20 protein-coding genes are annotated in these 19812 nt (G+C 70.1%); 12 read left to right on the top strand and 8 right to left on the bottom strand.

All coding sequences use genetic code 11. The annotated features are described in order from the left end of the window. Together D7X74_RS10350 and D7X74_RS10345 are read left to right on the top strand one after the other, a co-directional pair. The coding region (locus tag D7X74_RS10350; RefSeq protein ID WP_233602048.1) for a DUF4129 domain-containing protein at positions 1–882 on the top strand (882 nt) is incomplete at its 5' end. Continuing rightward, positions 879–2063: a DUF4350 domain-containing protein gene (locus tag D7X74_RS10345; protein WP_120532764.1), complete on the top strand. Its 1185-nt coding sequence runs from the start codon at positions 879–881 to the stop codon at positions 2061–2063. The genes D7X74_RS10350 and D7X74_RS10345, both read left to right, overlap by 4 nt. Before the next feature lie 64 nt (positions 2064–2127). Here the strand turns inward: D7X74_RS10345 and exoP are convergent, their stop codons facing one another. From exoP to exoL, 5 genes are all read right to left on the bottom strand, one after another. Continuing rightward, on the bottom strand, positions 2128–3330 hold the full coding sequence (exoP, locus tag D7X74_RS10340) for a spore coat polysaccharide biosynthesis glycosyltransferase ExoP (protein WP_120532763.1): 1203 nt from the start codon (positions 3328–3330) through the stop codon (positions 2128–2130). Between the two features lie 78 nt (positions 3331–3408). Then, positions 3409–4470, bottom strand: a complete 1062-nt coding sequence (locus tag D7X74_RS10335) for a glycosyltransferase family 4 protein (RefSeq protein WP_120532762.1) — start codon at positions 4468–4470, stop codon at positions 3409–3411. 32 nt (positions 4471–4502) lie between these two features. Next, positions 4503–5033, bottom strand: coding sequence for a serine O-acetyltransferase (locus D7X74_RS10330; RefSeq protein WP_120532761.1), 531 nt, complete (start codon positions 5031–5033; stop codon positions 4503–4505). Between the two features lie 103 nt (positions 5034–5136). After that, positions 5137–6654, bottom strand: coding sequence for an oligosaccharide flippase family protein (locus D7X74_RS10325; RefSeq protein ID WP_120532760.1), 1518 nt, complete (start codon positions 6652–6654; stop codon positions 5137–5139). Continuing rightward, positions 6651–7901: a spore coat polysaccharide deacetylase ExoL gene (gene exoL, locus D7X74_RS10320; RefSeq protein WP_233595313.1), complete on the bottom strand. Its 1251-nt coding sequence runs from the start codon at positions 7899–7901 to the stop codon at positions 6651–6653. Before exoL ends, D7X74_RS10325 begins: the two co-directional genes overlap by 4 nt. 408 nt (positions 7902–8309) lie before the next feature. Between exoL and ccmA the strand changes: the two genes are divergently transcribed. The 10 genes from ccmA (at position 8310) to D7X74_RS10275 (ending at position 16621) form a co-directional block, all read left to right on the top strand. Continuing rightward, positions 8310–8969, top strand: a complete 660-nt coding sequence (gene ccmA / locus D7X74_RS10315; RefSeq protein WP_120532758.1) for a heme ABC exporter ATP-binding protein CcmA — start codon at positions 8310–8312, stop codon at positions 8967–8969. Further along, positions 8966–9661, top strand: a complete 696-nt coding sequence (locus tag D7X74_RS10310; protein WP_120532757.1) for a heme exporter protein CcmB — start codon at positions 8966–8968, stop codon at positions 9659–9661. Before ccmA ends, D7X74_RS10310 begins: the two co-directional genes overlap by 4 nt. Before the next feature lie 3 nt (positions 9662–9664). Further along, positions 9665–10378, top strand: coding sequence for a cytochrome c biogenesis protein CcsA (gene ccsA / locus D7X74_RS10305; RefSeq protein WP_120532756.1), 714 nt, complete (start codon positions 9665–9667; stop codon positions 10376–10378). Between the two features lie 3 nt (positions 10379–10381). Continuing rightward, positions 10382–10552 (top strand): hypothetical protein, encoded by a 171-nt coding sequence (locus tag D7X74_RS43640; RefSeq protein ID WP_167508741.1) that lies wholly within the window; start codon positions 10382–10384, stop codon positions 10550–10552. A 4-nt stretch (positions 10553–10556) separates the two neighbouring features. Continuing rightward, positions 10557–11051 carry a cytochrome c maturation protein CcmE gene (locus D7X74_RS10300; RefSeq protein ID WP_120532755.1) on the top strand — a complete coding sequence of 165 codons (495 nt, stop codon included), beginning with the start codon at positions 10557–10559 and terminating at the stop codon, positions 11049–11051. After that, a complete protein-coding gene (locus D7X74_RS10295) occupies positions 11048–13072 on the top strand; it encodes a heme lyase CcmF/NrfE family subunit (protein ID WP_120532765.1) in 2025 nt (674 codons plus the stop codon). The genes D7X74_RS10300 and D7X74_RS10295 overlap by 4 nt, the downstream gene beginning before the upstream one ends. Next, the gene (locus D7X74_RS10290) at positions 13069–13629 is read left to right on the top strand and encodes a redoxin domain-containing protein (RefSeq protein WP_120532754.1); all 561 of its coding nucleotides are present in this window, start codon (positions 13069–13071) and stop codon (positions 13627–13629) included. The genes D7X74_RS10295 and D7X74_RS10290 overlap by 4 nt, the downstream gene beginning before the upstream one ends. Before the next feature lie 155 nt (positions 13630–13784). Further along, positions 13785–15014, top strand: coding sequence for a zinc ribbon domain-containing protein (locus D7X74_RS10285; RefSeq protein WP_120532753.1), 1230 nt, complete (start codon positions 13785–13787; stop codon positions 15012–15014). A gap of 122 nt (positions 15015–15136) precedes the next feature. Further along, a complete protein-coding gene (locus D7X74_RS10280; RefSeq protein ID WP_120532752.1) occupies positions 15137–15643 on the top strand; it encodes a cytochrome c-type biogenesis protein in 507 nt (168 codons plus the stop codon). A gap of 3 nt (positions 15644–15646) precedes the next feature. Further along, positions 15647–16621 carry a tetratricopeptide repeat protein gene (locus D7X74_RS10275; protein ID WP_120532751.1) on the top strand — a complete coding sequence of 325 codons (975 nt, stop codon included), beginning with the start codon at positions 15647–15649 and terminating at the stop codon, positions 16619–16621. A 36-nt stretch (positions 16622–16657) separates the two neighbouring features. On the opposite strand, the gene D7X74_RS10270 is transcribed toward D7X74_RS10275, so the two are convergent. Genes D7X74_RS10270 through D7X74_RS10260 form a run of 3 tightly spaced genes read right to left on the bottom strand, consistent with a single transcriptional unit; the run spans position 16658 to position 19808 of the window. Next, positions 16658–17551, bottom strand: coding sequence for a PhzF family phenazine biosynthesis isomerase (locus D7X74_RS10270; protein ID WP_120532750.1), 894 nt, complete (start codon positions 17549–17551; stop codon positions 16658–16660). Next, positions 17548–18576: a dipeptide epimerase gene (locus tag D7X74_RS10265; protein ID WP_120532749.1), complete on the bottom strand. Its 1029-nt coding sequence runs from the start codon at positions 18574–18576 to the stop codon at positions 17548–17550. The genes D7X74_RS10270 and D7X74_RS10265 overlap by 4 nt, the downstream gene beginning before the upstream one ends. Further along, positions 18576–19808 (bottom strand): ATP-grasp domain-containing protein, encoded by a 1233-nt coding sequence (locus D7X74_RS10260; RefSeq protein ID WP_120532748.1) that lies wholly within the window; start codon positions 19806–19808, stop codon positions 18576–18578. Before D7X74_RS10260 ends, D7X74_RS10265 begins: the two co-directional genes overlap by 1 nt. Positions 19809–19812: the final 4 nt, after the last annotated feature.

The raw sequence follows: 19812 nt of genomic DNA, 5'->3' as shown, positions 1-19812 counted from the left end.
GCCCTGCCCCTGCTCCTGCTGGTGTCCGCCCTGCCCTGCGCCGACCGCGAAGCCGTCGCGCAGCGGCTCGAGGAGACGGCGCGTGCCCGGCCCCAGGAATTCAACGCGGAGGTGAACCGGCTGGTGGAGCAGTTGGAAGGCGTGCCCCTGCCGCCCGGAACCTCCGGCCAGACACCAGAGGGCCGGGCCCGCCAGCTCACGGTGTACCTGGAAGCGGTGTGCAAGCTGGAGGCAGGGCAGCAGCAGGCCGACGCCCCCGAGGTCGCGAGCGATCCGGAGCGGCTGCGCGCCATCCTCGACCGGCCGGAGTTCGCGAGGGCACGCCAGCGCAACAGCGACGTGTTGACGCGCCTGCTTCGCGAGTTGGAGACCTGGCTGGAAGGGCTCTTCGAATCCAGGGGTGCGCAAGGCTTCGCCGTGGCCACGCGCGCGCTGATGCTGGGCGTGGCGCTCGCGGTGGTCCTGTTCGGCGTGCTGCGCGTGCGGTGGCGCAGGAGTCGGAAGGTCGCCGTCGCGCCGGGAGCGGAAGGAGCAGCGCAACCCCTGGAGCTGGACACGCCCGGAGAACACCTGGGCCGGGCGCGCACCGCGCTGGAGACGGAGGACGCGCGCGAAGCCATCCGCGAAGGACTCCTGGGCCTGCTGTCCACTCTGGAGCAGCGCAAGCTGGCAAGGCCCGACCGGGTGAAGACGAACCGCGAGCTGGCCGCGGAGCTTCCCACGCGCGGAGCCCCCGCCAGGGTGACGGGCGAGGTGGAGCGGTTGGTGGGCTGGTACGACCAGGCCTTCTATTCACTGGAGCCCGTCCCCCGTGACGAGGCCGCGCGCTTCGTGGAGGCCGTGGAGCAGTTGCACGGCTCGCTCGCGGAGGGCCGGCCGTGAAGAACGCACGCGTCGCGGCGGTCCTGGGCCTGCTGATCGCGGTGGCGCTGGCGGTGGGACTCGCCTCGCGTGAGGCCGCGCCGGATTCACCCGTGCCGTCCATCACGAATTCCGGCCCCCTGGGACTCAAGGCCCTCTTCGTGTACCTGCGCGAAGGTGGCCGGGACGTCAGCGTGCAGGAAGCCTCGCTGGAGTCACTCCCCGCCGAAGCGCGCACGTTGATCATCGCCGCGCCCCAGGCCCAACCGGTGACGAAGGAAGAGGTCTCCGCGCTGGATCGCTTCGTCCAGGGGGGCGGCACGCTCGTGTACCTGTCGCCGCACGCGTTGGGGAAACACCAGCCGGGCCTGGAGGAATGGCTGGGATTGGTCTCGGGCGCCCTTCCGGGCACGAACCACGAAGGACTCGACTCCGAATGGGTGGACCCCGCGGGCGTCACCGTGGATGTCTGGCTTCCAGCGGGCGCACTGCGCGGACTGTCCTGGCTGCGCGTGTCGCGCGACCGGAGTCTGCGCATGGAGCGCGAGGACGCGGTGCCCCTCGCGGGACGGGCCGGGGCCAGCGTGGTGTGGCGCTGGGCCCACGGCAAGGGCGAGGTCTACGTGGTCGCGGGCGCGGGCCTCGCGGAGAACCGGCGGCTGGAGCTGCTCGACAACCTGCGCTTCTGGGATGCGCTCGCCGCACGCGGCCCGCTGCGCTTCGACGAGTTCCACCACGCCACCGTCACCCGCCCTCCCCTGTCCCACGGCCTCTGGGTGTTCATCGCGCAGGCCCTCGCGGTGGGCCTTGTCTACGTCGTCTCACGGGGCACGCGCTTCGGTGCACCGCGCCCCGTGCGCGTGGAGCGCCACCGTTCTTCGCGTGAGTACGTGCGCTCGCTCGGGTGGCTCATGCGCCGTGCGAAGGTGGAGGCGGAGCTGCTGCCGGAGCTCGACAGCGCCCTGCGACGCTTGATGCAGGAGCGGCTGGGCATTGCCTCGTCCCTGCCGGACGCGGAGGCCGCGCGGCTCCTGGAGGAGACCTGCGGTGTACCCGCGCGCGAATACCTGGACGCGAAGGAGGACCTCGTTCGCACCCGGGAGCGCACGCCCGTGAAGCCCTCCGACTACACCCGGCTCGCGCGCCGCTACGCGAACCTGGAGCGCCGGGTGACGGGACGCGCGGGCGACGCCCCGCGATGACGAAGGCGCGGCGCCCGGAACCCTCCGGACCCGCGCCCTCTTGTCGCCCGGTACCTGACCGGACCTACAGCTTCTTGCCCGCCGCGAGCATCGCCTCACCCACGTGCTGGCGGATCTCCGCGACGCGCGCCTCCCAGCTCTCGTGGAAGATCTTCTCCGCGCGCTCGCGGTTCGGACCCGGCTTGTCCGCCAGCGCCGCGTTCACCTTCTCCACGTAGTCCTCCGGCGTGGTGGCGATGCGGCACAGGCCCACCTTGCGCACCTCCGGCAGGTCGGACGACACCACCGGCAGGCCGGACGCCAGGTACTCACGCACCTTCAGCGGGTTGGAGTTGAGCGTCAGCTCGTTGATGACGAACGGGTTGAGCGCCACATCGAAGGCCTTGTTGTAGCCCGGCAGCTGCGCGTACGGCTTGCGCCCCAGCATGTGGATGTTCGGCTGCGCGCGCAGCTTGGAGTCGTCGCAGTCCGGCGTCGTCTTGCCCACGATGACCACCGACCCCTCCGGGTGCGCCTTCGCGCAGGCCACGATCGCGTCCTGATCGATCCAGTCCGCCACCAGGCCGAAGAAGCCGATGATGGGCTTGGGCAGCTTCGCGATGTCCTCCGGAATCTGCGTCTCCGCGTCGCACGCCTTCACGAAGTGCGTGAAGTCCGTGCCGTGGCGTACCAGCACCGTGCGCTTGTTCAGCTTCTTCTTGTTCTCATACAGGCGCTCCGCGGACGTGATGCACATGTCCGCGCGGCGCAGCAGCCGCTCCTCCAGCTCCGCGATGTGTTTGCCATTCGTGTCGCTGAACGCGGAGAACTCATCCACGCAGTGGTACACGACGAAGTCCTCGCCCAGCGTGCCGGACACCGGCGCGGACGCGGGCAGGAAGCTCCAGGAGATGGGACGCTCGAACTTGAGCTGCTTCATCGCGCGCAGCACCTGCAGCCGCAGCAGGTGGCGGTTCGCCTTGCGCACCGTCTCCGAGCCGTAGAACGGAATCGCCAGCGGCGCCAGCACGTGCAGGTTGGGCTCCACCTCGCGGATGCCCTCGCTGAACGACTTCAGCTTGCGGATGATCCGGTTCGCGTCGTGCGCGTTCACCTTGGGCGCGCGGTTGCCAATGCTGTTCACCCACAGCACGCGGTTGTCCCGCGCGAGGATCCGCATGATGTGGACCTTCGACAGCGGGTCCCCATCCCAGTCGTTGGAGAACACCACCAGGTCACGCCCGCGAAGGGCCCGCTTCGACAGATCCATCTCGTCACTGCGACGCATCGTCTTCTCCTGAAGTCCAAATCCAGATTGCGAAACCATGAAGCGCTCCCGTTGCCGGAAGCCCCACCACCTGCCCCATCACGCCGCGTTCACCGTTCCTGCACCTGCGATGCCGGACGGCAGCAGTTCCGCGTACACGTCCAGTAATACCGGCCCCACGTCCGGGGCCATCACCTGGGCCGGGCCCGCCTTCAGCGCCTCGCGCACCGCCTGCGCCAGCGAGTGCTCGTCCCCGGCCTTGAACAACCGCGTCCCATCCGGGCGCGGGCACACGTCGCTCGCCACGCAGGGCACGCCCAGCGCCAGCGCCTCGCGCACGGAGAGCGAGTCCCCGTCGTGCGTGGTGGGCCGGATGAAGGCATCCGCCTGGGACAAGAGCCCCAGCGCCTTCGCGTGCTCCAGCTCGCCCAGGTCCTCCAGCAGCCCCGCGACCCCCAGCTCCCGCGCGTCGCGGATGAACTCCTCGGAGCGCGTGCCCGGACCGAACAGCGCCAGGCCCACCCTCGGATGCGTCTCCGCGAGCAGCTTCAGCGCGCGGAACATCTGCTTGCGCCCGTACACGGGCGACGGATGGTGCGCCATCGCCAGCAGCGGCTGCCGGCGCGAACGCGCGGCCTCCACCTCCGACGTCACCGGCCCGGGCTGAACCTGCGAGCCGCAGAACGCCGGATGCACCAGCACCTTCTCCGCCGGCACGCCGCACGCGATGACCGCGTCGCGCACCGCCGGGGAGACGGCCACCACCCGCGCATACCCCGCGAGCGCCGTACGGGCGAACACCCGCCGGGCCTGCGACGCGGCCAGGTAGTCTGGAATCAACCCCGAGTGCAGCGTGATGACGCGCGGCGAGCGGGGCCCGGGCATGCTGCCCACCAGCGCCGCCAGCACCCACGCCTTCGGGTTGTTGCCACTGGTGTGCAGGTGGGTCACCCAACCCGCGGAAGTGAATCCCGCGAGCCGCAGGCCGAACGCGGCGGCGCCTTGCACGGGGAGGACGTCCGGAGCCGGCCGGCCACCCTTCCCGATATCGAGCACCTTCGTTTCGACCCCGCGGCCGCGAAGAAATTGATGGAGTTGTCGGACGTGGATGGACACCCCGCCGTAGGGCGGCGGGTAGTCACCGACGAGCAGCAAGCGCATGGGCAGGTCCCCTCTTCTTCCGACGGACGGCCCTAGCGGGACGACGCCTGCGCGGGAGGGCGCGGAACCTGGGTGAGCTTCGTCGCCGGACGCGGGGGCAACAGGCCCATCTCGCGCTGGTACGTGGTCAGCGGATCCGCGTCCTGGCGGATCACCTTCGCGGGCACGCCCGCCACCACCGCGCCCGCGGGCACGTCCTTCACCACCACCGCGTTGGCGCCAATCACCGCGAAGTCGCCCACGTGGATGTTGCCCAGCACCTTGGCCCCGGCGCCGATGCGCACGTAGTCGCCAATCACCGGCGCGCCTTCAAGCCCCGAGCGACCGCCAATGGTCACCTGCTGGGAGATGAGCACGTGACGGCCCACCTTCGCCGCCTTGTGGATGACCACGCCGATGCCGCCGTAGCCCAGCTGCGTCCCCTCGCCCAGCTCCGCGTCCTCGGGGATGTAGGAGCTGTGGAGGTAGTAGATGGCCTTGCGAAGCACGGCCGGCAGCAGCGGAACACCGCGCATCCGAAGCCCGTGCGCCATCCGGTACAGCGTCATCGCATCGAATCCCATCACGCTTCTCCCTCGCCCTCGCCCGAACTCCGTGACGCCGGGAAACTAAGTACCCACGTGGGGAGAGGGAAGTCCTCCCCACGCGTCTGATTCCCGACGACGATCACACCGCCCGGCGGGGCCGGAGGGACTGCAACGCGCTCAACGGGCGAACCCCTTGCGCATACAAGCCCACCACGTAGCCCACGACGAAGAGCAGCCCCGCCACCGCCAGGGGAAGCACGCGCCACAGGAAGCCCGCGGGCAGGTCCACCCACGCGTCGTGCACCCCGGAGCGCAGCAGGAAGATGCTGCCGCCCGCGATGCCCGCCGCCAGCGTCGCCTGACCCAGCTCCCGCCACGGAATCACATCCACGAGGCCCAGCTTCCGCTGGGGGGTGGACAGTGCCGCGGGCACGCGGGACAGCAGCATCCCCTTGCCCACCACCTCCGCCAGCGCCCACGAACCGATGCCGCCCATCATCCCGAAGTGCTTCACGCCGAACCACAGGAGCGGCACCGTCACCACCGCCTTCACCAGGTACGAGGCGAAGATGGCGCGCGTCAGCCCCCGGGCCCGGAGCGTCCCGTCCATGGGCAGGATGGAGAGCACCACGCCCAGCACGCTCACCCGGAAGATGGGGACCGCGGGCAGGAACTTCTGACCGAACATCGCCCCCACGAACTCCGGCGCCGCCGCGAAGAGGAACGCCGCGAAGGGCAGGAACACGTACGCCAGCTTCCCGGCCGCCTCCCGGAACGCGTCCACGCCCTCCTCCAGCCGGCCCTCGCGCTCCAATTCGCCCAGGCGCACCATCAGCACCTCGCTGGTGGGCGTGTAGAGCAGGTCCACCACCGGAAGCTGGAAGCAGCCCACGCGGTAGAGCGCGTACACCGCCGGGGCCACCACGCCCGCGACCGCGTACAGGTGCGCGTTCTGTTGGGGAATGGCCAGACACATGGCCGCGCCGAACGGCGCCGAATACAAGAGCTGCTCGCGGAACAGCTTGCGGTCCACCAGCGGCCCCGTGGACCCGCGCAGCGACACCAGCCACGTCGCCGCGTACCGGAGCCCCGCGAACGCGGCCACCGCGATCATCATCCCGTGCAGGGAGAAGCCCAACAGCGGCGGCACCACCATCACCAGCGCGCGCACCGCGTCGGACACCAGGTACACCACCGCGGACGCCTTCGTCTTGCCCTGGCTGGTGAGCGAAATCTCCAGCGGGTAGCTGCCCAGGAAGAACGCCGTGTAGATGGCGAGCGACGCCCGGTACTCCATCAGCGCCGGGTTGTTGAAGTAGGCCGCCACGTGGCCCAGGAAGGCCCACACCAGCGCCGCCGCCACGAGCCCCGCCCCCGACACGAACAGCAGCGCGTGCCCCAGGTAGGGCCGCTTCGCCTCCGTGCGCGGCAGGAAGTAGTAGAGGCTCTGCGCCACGCCGAAGGGCAGCACGTAGGAGAGCGTCGTGGCGATGAGGAACAGCTGGTAGTAGGTGCCGTACTCCTCCAGGCGCAACACCCGGGCGAGCACGAGCGGAATGGACAACGTCAGCCCGGCGGTGAAAAGCCGGGCCAACACCAGCGGGCCGGCGCGCCCCAGGAACGACGGGGCCGCGACCGGCTTGGGTGACGCACTCACTGGAAATCCTCCGGCAGCGCCGCCTCCGGGGCCAGGGCCACGTCCGACGCCACCACCACCTGGGTACCCGCCACCGCCGCGGCAACCCTGGGGTCCGTCACCAGCACGGGCTCTGTCACCTGCACGACTTCCACCGGCGTCACCTTGGTCAGCGTTGCCGCGGGCAGGACAGTGTCCTGGATGAGCACGTTGGAGCCCGGGATGAGCGATGACAGCGAGTGCGGCCGGCGCCCCAGCACCGGGCGGCTCATGCCCAGCACGCCGAAGCAGTCATCGAACTGGCACACCGTCAGCGCGGACGAGTAGTCCCCCATCATGCCCAGGCTGAAGTTCTCCCACATCACCTTGCGCTTGAGGGTGAACGGGTCGCCCCCCACGCGGTTGGGCAGGTCCTCCGTGGTGACGCCCGAGCGGAAGCCGTTCTGGCTCAGCACCCGGATGATCTCATCCGAGTACCAGCCGTTGCAGTACGCGAAGTCCTTCACCTGGATGCCCACCTCGCGCTCGATGGTGCGCTTGGACTCCAGGATTTCGTGCTCCACCACCGGCGTGGGCTCCTGCGTCAGCACCGTGTGGCCCAGCGTGTGCGCGCCGAACTCGAAGCCGTCGCGCGCCATGGTGCGCACCTCGTCCCAGCTCATCACGTCGCCCTGCTCGGGGACCAGGTCCGCCCCGCCGCCCAGCTGCTGCTCCAGCGCGTCGATGATGCCGGTGAGGATCCGCGTGGGGTGCTCGCCGATGAAGTCGTCCAGCGCCGCGGACACCGTCTTGTGGCCGGAGAGGATGGGGCCCAGCAGGTCCACGGACGGGCCGGGCATCGCTTCGAAGTCGGGGCGGAAGCGGCGCTCCTGCACGCGGCGCAGCAGGTGGAAGAGGCGGTCGTGGTTGAAGCGCTTGTCCGTGTCGATGAACGCCGTGGGCAGGTAGGTGATGGCGGGCACCCCCATCTGCTTCAGCACCGGGTACGCGTACCGGTAGACGTCGCGGTAGCCGTCGTCGAACGTCACCACGCACAGGTCCTTCTTCGCCGTGCGCCGGCCCGCCATCACATCCACCGCGTCGCCAATGCTCGCCAGCTCGTAGCCCGCGGCGTGCGCCTCCTCCAGGTGACGCCGGAAGGTCTCCTGCGAAATCAGCAGGCCCGGGATGGAGCGCTGCAGCTCGCCGGTGAAATCACTCACCACCCGGTGGTAGCTCACGATGAGGATGCGCCGCCCGCCCGACTGCGACCGGCGATACGCCGCCATCGCCTTGCGCACCCCGCTGTAGTGCATCATCCCCGCCGCTGCTGCCTTCGCCGCCCGCCGCAACACCTTGCCTGCCATCACGCCTCCCTCGCGGATCCCGCCGCCCGCCTGCTCCCCCCAATGGAACAGGCCCCGACCGGCGACAATGCATGGTGGATGCCAGCACGCCAGGGCAGGGAATTACTCCGTAAACCACTGAAACCATGTGGGAATGGTGCGACTTGTGCGCCTCTGGGGGTCGTACCTGGGTGCACCAGGGCAGTCGCCAGCCCACCAGTGGCGAAATCCTTTCAGCCCGTGGCGGAGGAGACGGGCGAAGCAGGCGTAAAAACTTCCTGTCCTCCTGCGGCCGGGTCCAGGGGTTTCACTGGTGAACAGCGGGTTTTCCGGCTACGAAACGACCCGCCGATGCCTCCTCCCTCCTCTGGATCAGCGCTCGCCCTCCATGACGTGAGCAAGCGCTATGGGCGTCGCTGGGCCGTGGCGCGCCTCACCTATGCCCTGCCCCCGGGGCGCTCGCTGCTGCTCACCGGGCACAACGGATCAGGAAAGACGACGCTCCTGCGCCTCATCGCCACCGCGCTCAGCCCCACGGCGGGCCGGGTGGAGGTGCTGGGCCGGGATGCCGTCACGGATCGTGACGCGGTCCGCCGCGACGTGGCGCTGCTGTCCCACGCGAGCTTCCTCTACGAGGACCTCACCGCGCACCAGAACCTCATGGTGCTCGCGCGGCTGCTGGGCGTGGACGCGCCCCAGGACGTCGCGGACACGCTGCTCACGCGGGTGGGGCTGACGCGCCGCACGGACAGCCCGGTGCGCAGCTTCAGCGCCGGCATGCGCAAGCGCCTGGCCATCGCCCGGCTCCTGATGAAGTCCCCGGCGCTGGCGCTCCTGGATGAACCCTTCGGGGAGTTGGATCCAGCCGGCATCCACGACATGGAGGGCGTCATCGCGGAATTGAAGGCGGGCGGCACCACGGTGGTGCTGGCCACGCACCTCATCGAACAGGGGCTGAGCCTGTGCGAGGAGCGGCTGCACCTGCAGGATGGTCGGGCGGTGGCGGCATGAGGACCCTGCGCCCCGCGGGCCTGTTGGCGACGACGTTCATCCTGCTGCGCAAAGACCTGCTCATCGAATGGCGCACCCGGGCGCGGCTCAACGCGCTCATCTTCTTCGCCATGGCGACGCTGCTGCTGTTCTCCTTCGCGCTGGGGCCGGACACGAAGCTGCTGGAGCGCAACGCGGGCGGCTACCTGTGGCTGGCCATCCTCTTCGCCAGCGTGCTGTCCCTGGGCGAGTCCTTCCGGGTGGAGACGGAGAACGCCTGCCTGGACGGCGTGCGGCTGGCCCCCGCGAACGCGCGCGCCATCTTCCTGTCCAAGGCCATTGGCAATGCGCTCCTGCTCCTGGCGCTGGGCGTGGTGCTGGTGCCGGTGATGGTGGCGCTCTACGGGGTGAAGATCGTCACCGGGTTCGGTGACCTGGCGGGCATCCTGGTCCTGGGCTGCCTGGCGCTCAGCGCCCCGGGGACCGTGTACGCGGCCATCTCCAGCAATGCCCGGGCGCGGGATGTGCTCTTGCCTCTGCTATTGTTCCCGCTCGTCATTCCGGCCCTCCTGTCCGCCGCCAAGGGGACCACGCTCGTGCTCCAGGGAGATCCGATGCATCAGCTGGGCTCCTGGCAGGGCCTTTTGCTGGGGTTCAACCTGATTTACTGGGGCCTGGGCTTCGTGCTCTTCCCGCGCGTCATCGAGGACTGAAGGATGAACAAGTTCGTCAAGTGGGGTTTGCCGGCGCTGACGCTGGGCCTGCTGGGCTGGGGCTGGTGGCTGGGCCTCGTCTGGGCGCCGCCGGACCGCGAAATGGGCGACGTGCAGCGCATCATGTACGTCCACGTGCCGCTCCAGTGGATGGCCATGATGGCCATGTTCATCAACTTCGTGGCCGCGGTGACGTACCTGCTGCGCCAGTCGTGGAAGACGGACGCGCTGGCGGAGGCCGCCGCGGAGGTGGGCCTGCTCTTCGGCACGCTCGGGATGATCACCGGCTCCATCTGGGGCCGTCCCACCTGGGGCGTGTACTGGTCCTGGGATCCGCGCCTGACGTCGGAGGCCATCCTGCTGGTGGCCTACACCGGCTACCTGGTGCTGCGCCGCTTCGTGGAGGACCCGGACAAGCGCGCGGTGTGGAGCGCGGTGGTGGCCATCATCGGGGCCGTCAACCTGCCAATCGTGTGGTTCTCCGTGCGCTGGTGGCGCAGCCTGCACCAGACGCAATCCAGCCCCAAGACGGTGGACCCGCAGATGGTGCTGCCCCTGCGCGTCGCGGCGTTCGGCATGCTGGGGCTGATGATTGTCTTCCTCATCCACCGCTACCGCATCGCGCTTTCGGAGCGGAATGCGGAGGTGGCCCTCCCGGAGGCGCTGCCTTCGGATGACCCGGCGCAGCGCGCGTCCCAATCCTCGAAGGTGGCCTGACCCATGAACGCACTGACCTCGCTGATGGTGCTGGCCCAGGTGGGCAGCGGCCGCCTCCAGGGCGGCTGGGGCTATGTGGGTGCCTGCTATGGCATCTCCGTGGCCGCCTTCGTGCTCTACTCGGTGTCCCTCTGGGCCCGCCGCCCCCGCGCCGCGTCCGATTCGAAGGAGTGAGCCCATGACGCCCGTCAACCGCAACCGACTTGTCGCGCTGGGAGCCCTGCTCGTCGCAGGCGCCGGCCTCGCCTTCATCGCCTTCGGCAACATCGGGGACAACCTCGTCTATTACTGGAGCCCGTCGGAGCTCTTGTCCAACGGGGACAAGGCGTACTCGGCCACCATCCGCCTGGGCGGCGTGGTGCAGCCGGGCAGCATCCAGTGGAACGAGGCCCACACCACGCTGGAGTTCCGCGTCGCGGATGACGCGAAGCCGGAGTCCAAGAGCGTGCACGTGCGCTCGCTGGAGACGCCGCCGCAGATGTTCCGCGAGAAGATTGGCGTCGTCGTGGAGGGCACCTACGACCAGACCGGCATCTTCACGTCCAACCGGCTGATGGTGAACCACTCCAACGAGTACCGCGCGCCGAAGGAAGGCGAGGCTCCGCGCCAGTGGCAGGACACGCTGGCCGAGGGCGCCACCACGGCCACCGTGACGCCGCCGGGGGCCCCGTGAACGGAGTGCTCGGTTACGGGCTGGTGCTGGCGGGCCTGGCCTTCGCGGCCTTTGGCGCCATCATCGGTCTGGTGGGCGGCATGCGCCGCACCGACGCCAGCTACCCCTGGGTGCTGCGCGCGGTGTGGGGCTTCGCCGCGTGCATGATTGGCAGCAACCTGGTGATGGTCGAAGCGCTCATCAACCACGACTTCAGCGTGAAGTACGTGGCCCAGGTGGGCAGCCGCGCGACGCCGCTCATCTACACCATCGTGTCGCTGTGGAGCGCGCTGGAAGGCTCCATCCTCTTCTGGGGCCTCATCATGGGCGTGTACGTGGCGGCGTTCGCGTACGTGCACCGCCGCGAGCACGCGCGCTACATGCAGCTGGCGCTGGGCACCATGCTGGCCGTGGGCGTGTTCTTCGCCTTCCTCATCGCCGGCCCCGCGAACCCCTGGGGCGCGGTGTCGCCGGTGCCGGCGGACGGGCCCGGTCCCAACCCGCTTTTGCAGAACCACTTCCTGATGATCATCCACCCGCCCATGCTCTACCTGGGCTACGTGGGCATGACGGTGCCGTTCGGCGTCGCCATCGCGGGCCTCCTGCGCGGGGAGATTGGCGAAGCGTGGATGGCGCCCCTGCGGCGCTGGACGCTCATCGCGTGGATGTTCCTCACGCTGGGCATCGTGCTGGGCTCCTGGTGGGCGTACGCAGTGCTGGGCTGGGGCGGCTACTGGGCGTGGGATCCGGTGGAGAACGCGTCGTTCCTGCCGTGGCTCACCGCGACGGCGTTCATGCACTCCACCATGGTGCAGGAGCGCAAGCGGATGCTGAAGCTGTGGACGCTCAGCCTCGCGCTGGCCAGCTTCGTGCTCACCATCCTGGGCACGTTCATGACCCGCTCGGGCATCTTCAACTCGGTGCACTCATTCACCCAGTCGGACATCGGGCCCACGTTCCTCGTGTTCATCGGCATCCTGCTGGTGGTGTGCATCGGCCTGTTGGCGACGCGCGGCCACCTGCTGGCGCCGGAGGGAAACCTCACGTCGCTGGTGTCGCGCGAGGCGAGCATCCTGGTGAACAACCTGGTGTTCGTGGCCATCACCTTCACGGTGCTCCTGGGCACGCTGTACCCGCTGGTGTCGGAGGCGGTGCGCGGCGTGCGCGTGAGCGTGGGCGAGCCGTACTTCAACAAGATGGCGGTGCCGGGCGGCATCGCGGTGCTCTTCCTGATGGGCGTGGGCCCCGTGCTGCCGTGGGGCAAGCCGGACAAGGCGGCGCTGCGCCGGCAGTTCATCATCCCCGCGGTGGTGGGCCTGCTCGTCGCGGGCGCGTGCCTGCTGGCGGGGCTGCGCGGCGTGTACCCCATCCTGACCTTCGGGCTGGCCGGCTTCGTCACCGTGGTGACGCTGCGCGAACTGGCGGCGCCGGTGCTCGTGCGCATGCGCGAGCGCAAGGAAGGCTTCGTCACGGCGCTGGCCACCGCGACGGGCAAGGCGCGCCGCCGCTTCGGCGGCTACGTGGTGCACCTGGGCATCGTCGTCATCATCGTCGCCGTGGCGGCCTCCAGCGCGTACGTGACGCACACGTCCGGCACGCTGAAGAAGGAAGCCACGCTGACGCTGGACGGCTACCAGCTCAAGTACAAGGGCCTGTCCAGCGGCGAGGAGCCGCACCGCACCTTCGTGGCCGCGCGCCTGGAAGTCACCGCGCCCAACGGCACGGTGTCGGAGCTGCGCCCGCGGATGAACTACTACGAGCGAAGCACGGACCCGGTGGGCACCCCGGCGGTGCGCGAGACGCCGAAAGAAGACCTGTACGTGTCGCTGATGGCCTTCAGCGAGACGACGGGCACGGCGAGCTTCAACGTCTGGGTTTTCCCGCTGGTGGGGTGGATCTGGTACAGCCTGCCGCTGCTCCTCCTGGGCACGCTCATCGCCGTCTGGCCGCAGCGCAAGGCTTCGGTGGTGCGCGCGGACGCGCCGGTGGTGGGCGCCTCCCCTCCCCTCACGGGCGGTGACGCCGAACGGGGTGCGGCATGAAGCGGTGGCGCATTCCGGCGGCCTTCGCGGTGGTGGCGGCGGCGCTGCTGTTCGTCCTCTTCAAGGGCTTCGGGCGCGATCCGCATGAAGTGCCCTTCATGCTCAAGGGTTCACCCGCGCCGGCCTTCGTCCTCAAGCCCCTGGGCGGGGGCCAGGACGTGAAGCTGTCGGACCTCCAGGGCCGCCCGATGGTGCTCAACTTCTGGGCGTCGTGGTGCGGTCCCTGCAAGTACGAGCACCCGGTGCTCGAGTGGGGCGCGCGGGAGATGGGCTCGCAGGCGGTGTTCATGGGCGTCGTCTTCGAGGACACCGAGGACAACGCGCTCGACTTCCTGCGCCGCATGGGCGCCAGCTTCCCGCAGCTCATGGACGAGCGTTCGCGCATGGCCGTGGACTACGGCGTGGCGGGCGTGCCGGAGACGTACTTCATCGACGCGCAGGGCACCATCCGTGGCAAGCACGTGGGCCCCATCGATCCACAGACGCTGGCGGCGCGCGTGAAGGAGCTGTCCCAGCCGGCCCCGGCCTCCACGGCCGAGGCCGCGCGACAGCGCTGAAGGCCGCTGCCCGCTTGAAGGGCAGGCACCCTCGGGCCCCTCCGGGCGCCGGGGGGCCGCCTCGCGGGGCGCGGTGAATCCGTAGTAGATCCTCAATCCGTCGGCGTCGTTTCAGGGGCCTCCCCCCAGGCCCCTGTCCAGCGAGGTGGGCCCCCATGCAGTGCCCCGAATGCGGTGAGAGCGCGGCGGATGTCCGGCTGATGTACTGCGAGCAATGTGGCGCGAAGATGCCGGCGCGACCGGCCACCGCGCCGCGTCCCAGTGCCCGGAACACGCGCCCCAGCCGTCCCGCCTCGGAGCCCGCCTACGCGTCGGAGCTGATGGAAGAGGAGGAGGAGGACCGGAGGCAGCGCACCGGGACCCAGCGTCCGGTCGCGGCCGCGCCCGTGGCGGCGGTCGAGGAAGACGACGGCTACACCGGGCCGCGCTGGCTCAAGGAAGTGCCGGGCCACTCGCAGAGCGTGCTGGGCGTGGGCGTGGTGGTGTTCTGCCTGGCGCTGTCCATCCTGCCCTTCTTCCCCAACGTGGGCGTGGTGGGTTCGCTGCTGACGCTGGTGGGTGGAATCGCGGTGGTCGCGCGCGAGCTGCGCCGCAGTGGCGAGGCCCCGGGCTGGGTGGACTCCGTGCCGCTGGTGCTGATGCGGCCGGAGGTGCCCGCCGCGTACACGCTGCTGCTGGCGGCGCTCGCGTTGAAGCTTTCGGGCATCAACCTGCTCATGCCCCTCTGGGTGGCGGGCGCGGTGCTGGTGGGTCTGGACCAGTACAAGCAGGTCATGGACGGGCCGGATGGGGTGAGGCGCCTGTTCGACGTCCGGTCGCTGCTCGGGTTTCCCCGGGTGGTGGCGCTGGCGGGCGTCGCGGTGTGCCTCGTCGCCCTCTACCTGCCGTGGGGGCAGATGATGGCGGACGGGTCGTCCCTGCCGGCCAACGTCCCGGTGCCGGGGAGCGTGCGCGGGGCCCCGGCCGAGCTGCGCGTGATTCCCAGCAACCGGCCCGCGGATGATTCGCTCTACAGCGCCGGAGGGGTCGTGACGCGCTCTGGCTGGGATGTGCCCGCGTCGGAGCTGCCGCTGCTGGCGCTCCTGGGCCTGCTCGTCATCGCCGCGCTGCACCCGGAGGTGGAGCGTCCGGCCTTCCTGCGCTGGGTGCCCCTGGGCGCGGTGAGCGTGAGCCTGCTGTGGGCGCTCGCCGGGGTCCGGCTGGCCGTGGGGCCCTTCGCCTTCCTCTTCGGCCTGGGCGCCGTGGGCTTCTATGCCGTGCGGTACGCCCTGGCCCACGACGGGTCGGACTCCCAGCTGCCGCCGGAGGAGGGCCCGTACGACGACGGGCCCTACGACCCCGAGCAGGACTCGGAGACCGAGCGCGACACGGGCTACTCCCGCTAGCGCTGGGGTCGGTCACGCTGCCTCCCGGAGGGCGGCCGGGGTGGCGGGCGTGCGTCCCAGGTTTCGCTGTGCAATACCGCTCCGGGGGCTGTAGTTAGGCACGGCCCCCGCTGGAGCCCCTGATGAATGCCGTCCTCGTCTCGTTGACCCTCGCCCTGAGCCTTGCCACGGGGCAGTTCGCGCCGCAGCAGGCCGCGAGTGATCCGCTCGCGCCGGCCCGCGAGGCGCGGGTGCAGGTGTTGGCGAAGAAGCTGCGCTGCGCGGTGTGCCAGGGCCTGTCCGTGGCGGACAGCCCGTCTTCCATGGCGCGCGCGCAGCTGGACAAGGTGCGCGAGCTGGTCTCCGCCGGAAAGACGGACGAGGAGATCGTCGACTACTTCGTGGCGCGCTACGGCGAGTGGGTGCTGCTGGAGCCGCGCGCGGAGGGCTTCAACTGGTTCGTGTGGTTGGGGCCGGTGGTGCTGGTGCTGGGCGGCCTCTTCGTCATCCTCCGGCAGCGTCAGCCGCTGCCCGAGGGCGCTGTCGCCACCGAAGCGGCGGCGGCCCCCTCCCCTTCTTCCCCCCCGGCGCCGTCGACGGACGACGCCGACCCCTATCTCCAGGCCGTGCGCCGGGAGCTGGAGCGCTAAGCCATGCAGCCCGAGCCCACCAACTGGTTGCCCGGAATCATCGTCCTCTCGGTCGCCTTCGTGCTGGCGGCCGCGTGGCTCCTCTTCCAGCGCCGCAAGACGGGCGCGGCGCCGGAGGCCTCGGCGGCCGCGGTGAAGGCGGACGGGACGACGGAGGACCTGTCGCAGCGGGCGCAGTCGCTCATCGAGCAGCTGCGCACGCTGGAGGCGGAGAAGCACCACTTCTCCGCGGAGCACTACACGGCGGAGAAGTCGCGCCTGGAGCGTGAGGCGGCGGCGGCGTTGCGCGCTCGGGACGAGCACCAGAAGCGGCAGGCGGCCGGGGTGACGGCGCCCGCGCGCAACGTCCCGGCGCCCACGGGCTGGGCCTCGCGCAACCCGCAGATGGTGGGAGCGCTGTGGGGCGCGGGCGTGGTGGTCTTCTTCGGAGGGCTGGGCTACCTGCTGGTCTCCGAGCAGAAGCCGCGCGAGGAGGGGCAGATGGGCACGGGCGCGACGCCGCCGGGCATGAGCGCCCAGCAGCAGCAGGAAGCTGGCGGCATGCCCCAGCAGAACGACGAGCTGGAGCAGGCGCGCGAGCGGCTCGCGTCGAACCCGGGGGACGTGGAGGCCGCGGCGATGCTGAGCCACGAGCTCATCCGTCAGCAGCAGTTCCCGGAGGCGATGAAGGTGACGCAGAAGGGCCTGGCGGTGGATCCGTTCAACGTGGAGCTGCGGGTGCACCGGGGCGTGCTGCGCGCGGCGGCGTCCGGAGACCTGCAGGGCGCGGAGCAGGAGCTCATCGAGCTGGTGAACACGTGGCCGGACGCGCAGGAGGCGCTCATCTTCCTGGGCAGCCTGTCGCTGCGCCGGGGTGACAAGGCCGGAGCGCTGGAGCACTTCGAGCGCTTCACCGTGGAGGTGCCGAAGAACATGCAGCCCCCGCAGCTGGCCCCCGCCATCGCGCAGCTGCGCGCGGAAGTGGCGCAGCAGCAGTAGTCAGCGGCACGGAGGGGAGTGCCCGGCTCCCCCCATTCATCCGTCCAACAGCACCGCGTCGCCAGTGATGCGGACCCGCTCCACCTTCCCGTCGGCGAGTGTCAGGAGCACCTGGATCCTCCCGGGCCGGCCCATGGCTTCGCCCTGGAGCGCCTCATAGCGGGCTTCACCCTCCCGAGGCGTCGGGAACAGCCCCTGGCTCGCCAGATAGAAACCCGCGGGGCCATTCGCGTTGCCGGTGACCGGATCCTCGTCCACACCGGTCGCGGGCGCGAACATCCGGCCGTGGTAGAGGACATCCGGCACCTGGCGGTCCAGCGTGAACACGAAGAAGCCGCCGATGCGGAGTTCCTTGCTGAGCGCGATGAGCTGCTCCCGGTCCGGGCGCAGACCCGCGAGGGCCGCATGGCTGTTGATGGGGACCAGCACCTTGGCGTGCCCGGTCGTCACCCCCTGGAGCGGCAGCCCCGCCACCAGGTGCTCCTCACCGAGCCCGAGCGCTTCGAGCAGCAGGCGCCGCTGCGTCAAGGTCAGCTCGCCCACCACGCGTGGCGTCCCCTGGGTCATCACGATGCGATGATCGTCCTGCCTCCGCTCGATGGTGATGGGCAGGAGGCCCGCCCCTGTCTTCACCCGGAGCTGCTGGCTGTCCAACCCCAGACGCCGTGCCCGGACGTAGTGGAAGCCGATGGTCGCGTGGCCGCAGAGGGGCAGCTCGCAGGTTTTCGAGAAGTAGCGCACCTCCAGGTCGTGCTCCGCCCGCTGCGTGGGAGCAATCTCGAATGCCGTCTCGGTCGCGGGCGCGGCGGTCGCGATCGCCTGCATCTGCCCGGTCGTGAGCCCGCCAGCGTCGAGCACGACCGCCGCGCGATTGCCGCGCCCCGGTGTCTTCGTGAAGACGTCGACGAGTTCGATCCGGGGCTCCGTCATCGCCCGGCCACCGCATGCACGCCAAGCCCGGGCGCGGCGTCCGGAAGCGTCATCCGCCCCGCCTCCAGCCGCATCCCCTGGAAGGGATCATCCGCGACGAGCAGGTGCCCGTTGAGGTCCGACCAGTCGGCCAGCCCCGCGAGGTGGGCCATCGCGGTGATGCTCAACGTGCTTTCGATCTTGCACCCCAGCATCACCTTCATCCCCAGGGAGCGGGCCAGCAGGATCATCCGCATCGCGCGCCGGAGCCCCCCCGCCTTCAGCAGCTTGATGTTCACGCCGTCGACGCAGCCCGCCAGGCGGACCACGCTCTCGGGTCCGGTGCAGTCCTCGTCCGCCACGATGGGAATGGGCGAGCGCTCGCGGACGTACCGCAGCTGTTCCACCGCGCCTGGCGCCACCGGCTGCTCAAGGAGCACCACGCTTGAGTGCGCCAGCCGCTCGGCCACGCGGACCGCCTCGTCCGCGCTCCAGGCTCCGTTGCCATCCACCGCGATGGCGCCGGCGTACACCTCCCGCACCGCTTCGACGGCGGCGAAGTCGGGGACCTGGCCCAGCTTCAGCTTGAGCATCGGCCACGCCGAAAGACGGCGCGCCTTCTCGCGTGCCGCGTCCGCCGTCATCAGGCCCAGGGTGAGCCCGGTCGCGGCCAGCGGAAGCCCTTCAAGCCCCAGGAGCTTGAAGAGGGGCAGCTTCGCTGCCTTGCCGAGCAGATCGTGCAAGGCCATGTCCACGGCGGCGACGGCCGAGGGTTGATCGCCCGCGAGCCCGACCAGCTCCGCCACGGTCTGCTCGAGGGTGAAGGGGCTCGAGCGCGCGAGCACGGGCGAGAACCTGTCGAGCGCCGCGACGAGCGAGGCGTCGCTCATGCCGTAGTCCTTCGCCGGCACCGCGATCCCCTCGCCTCGCAGCCCCTCCCACTCCAGGGTGACGAGGATGTTCGGCACCTTCGCCGGCTTGACCTCCTTGTGGGTCGCGAAGGGCTCGCTCAGCGTGAGCTGGAGCGTCCGGTACGAGAGTCGCATCAGGCGGCCACCGCCGCGCGGTCCGGATCCGTGAGGATCCTCACCCGCGAGGCCAGCTGCTCGCCGCGGAGGATCGCTTCCTGGACCGTCGCGCCGCGAGCAATGACGTGCCCGATGCGATCCTCGCCTGACCGCATCGGGTTCACCCGGCCTCCCACCTTCACGAGCACCCGCACATCCACGCACCCCTCCTCCTGCTTCAGGGCCTCGAGGCCGGAGATCTCCCGCACCGTCCCGGGGATGGGCTGGACGTGGCGGATGGCCGCGCCTCCTTTCGGGGTGGGCACCTCCACGAGCGGCTCACCCATGCCGCAGGCCCAGGCGAGCGCGGTGGACTTGATGTCCACCCCGCAGGCCAGGGTCACCAGCTCGGTGACGCGCCCACCCGGGTTGCGGTTGTGGCCTTCGACGATCCGGGGCCCCTTCTTCGTCAGCTTGAGCTCCGTGTGCGCCGGACCTTCCTTCAACCCCATGGCATCCAGGAACGCGTGCACGAGCGCGTACACCTCCTCGCGCGTGCCCGCGTCGAGCGGCGCGGGCACCGCATGGCCGATCTCCACACAGGTGTCCTCGGTGATGAGCTTGTCGGTCGCGGTCACCATCACGTGACGTCCGTGGAAGCTCAACGTCTCCACGCTGATCTCCGGCCCGTCCAGGAACTCCTCGAGCAGGAAGCGCGGCAGCTTCAGTTGCTGGAAGGCCTCCCAGGCCGGGGCGATCTGCGAGGGCTCGAAGATCTTGAAGATGCCCAGGCTGCCCGAGGCGTCGGTGGGCTTCATCACGAACGGCAGTCCGTGCTCGGCGACGAACGCGTGGATGTCCTCGAGGCGCTCGCCCACCCGCGCCACCACCGGGCTCAACCCCACCTCGTCGAGGCGCCGACGCATCGACACCTTGTCCTTGAGCCGCCGCACCGACTCGACCGTGTTTCCTCGCAGCCCCAGGGCTTCGCAGACGTAGGCGGTCGGAAGCAGGGACGCCTCGGTGAGGGAGATCACCCCATCGAGCGGGAAGAGCTGGTGGAGGCCGCGCGCGATGGCCACCAGGTTCTCGACGTGCTCGTAGTCGGTCAGGACGACGTGCTCGACGTACGGGAGGAACGCCTCACGAAAGTGCTTCTTCTTGTTGATGCAGACGACGTTCAGGCCGAGCGCGTGGGCCTTCTCGAGGACATCGAGGCCCTCGGCGCCACCGCCGATGATCATGATTCGCTTTGCCTTGGACTGGGACATGGAT

Source organism: Corallococcus sp. CA047B (genome assembly GCF_003612065.1).
In the GTDB taxonomy this organism is placed as follows: Bacteria; Myxococcota; Myxococcia; order Myxococcales; family Myxococcaceae; genus Corallococcus; species Corallococcus praedator.
The sequence above is the reverse complement of the archived record's forward strand: the minus strand, read 5'-3'. Positions and strand labels throughout refer to the sequence as shown.

Bases quoted from the DNA above. Each gene is read 5' to 3' on its own strand.
- exoP (WP_120532763.1), bottom strand. From the start codon at position 3,330: ATGCGTCGCAGTGACGAGATGGATCTGTCGAAGCGGGCCCTTCGCGGG.
- D7X74_RS10335 (WP_120532762.1), bottom strand. From the start codon at position 4,470: ATGCGCTTGCTGCTCGTCGGTGACTACCCGCCGCCCTACGGCGGGGTG.
- D7X74_RS10330 (WP_120532761.1), bottom strand. From the start codon at position 5,033: ATGGGATTCGATGCGATGACGCTGTACCGGATGGCGCACGGGCTTCGG.
- exoL (WP_233595313.1), bottom strand. From the start codon at position 7,901: ATGGCGGCGTATCGCCGGTCGCAGTCGGGCGGGCGGCGCATCCTCATC.
- ccmA (WP_120532758.1), top strand. From the start codon at position 8,310: ATGCCTCCTCCCTCCTCTGGATCAGCGCTCGCCCTCCATGACGTGAGC.
- D7X74_RS10310 (WP_120532757.1), top strand. From the start codon at position 8,966: ATGAGGACCCTGCGCCCCGCGGGCCTGTTGGCGACGACGTTCATCCTG.
- ccsA (WP_120532756.1), top strand. From the start codon at position 9,665: ATGAACAAGTTCGTCAAGTGGGGTTTGCCGGCGCTGACGCTGGGCCTG.
- D7X74_RS43640 (WP_167508741.1), top strand. From the start codon at position 10,382: ATGAACGCACTGACCTCGCTGATGGTGCTGGCCCAGGTGGGCAGCGGC.
- D7X74_RS10300 (WP_120532755.1), top strand. From the start codon at position 10,557: ATGACGCCCGTCAACCGCAACCGACTTGTCGCGCTGGGAGCCCTGCTC.
- D7X74_RS10290 (WP_120532754.1), top strand. From the start codon at position 13,069: ATGAAGCGGTGGCGCATTCCGGCGGCCTTCGCGGTGGTGGCGGCGGCG.
- D7X74_RS10285 (WP_120532753.1), top strand. From the start codon at position 13,785: ATGCAGTGCCCCGAATGCGGTGAGAGCGCGGCGGATGTCCGGCTGATG.
- D7X74_RS10280 (WP_120532752.1), top strand. From the start codon at position 15,137: ATGAATGCCGTCCTCGTCTCGTTGACCCTCGCCCTGAGCCTTGCCACG.
- D7X74_RS10275 (WP_120532751.1), top strand. From the start codon at position 15,647: ATGCAGCCCGAGCCCACCAACTGGTTGCCCGGAATCATCGTCCTCTCG.
- D7X74_RS10270 (WP_120532750.1), bottom strand. From the start codon at position 17,551: ATGACGGAGCCCCGGATCGAACTCGTCGACGTCTTCACGAAGACACCG.
- D7X74_RS10265 (WP_120532749.1), bottom strand. From the start codon at position 18,576: ATGCGACTCTCGTACCGGACGCTCCAGCTCACGCTGAGCGAGCCCTTC.
- D7X74_RS10260 (WP_120532748.1), bottom strand. From the start codon at position 19,808: ATGTCCCAGTCCAAGGCAAAGCGAATCATGATCATCGGCGGTGGCGCC.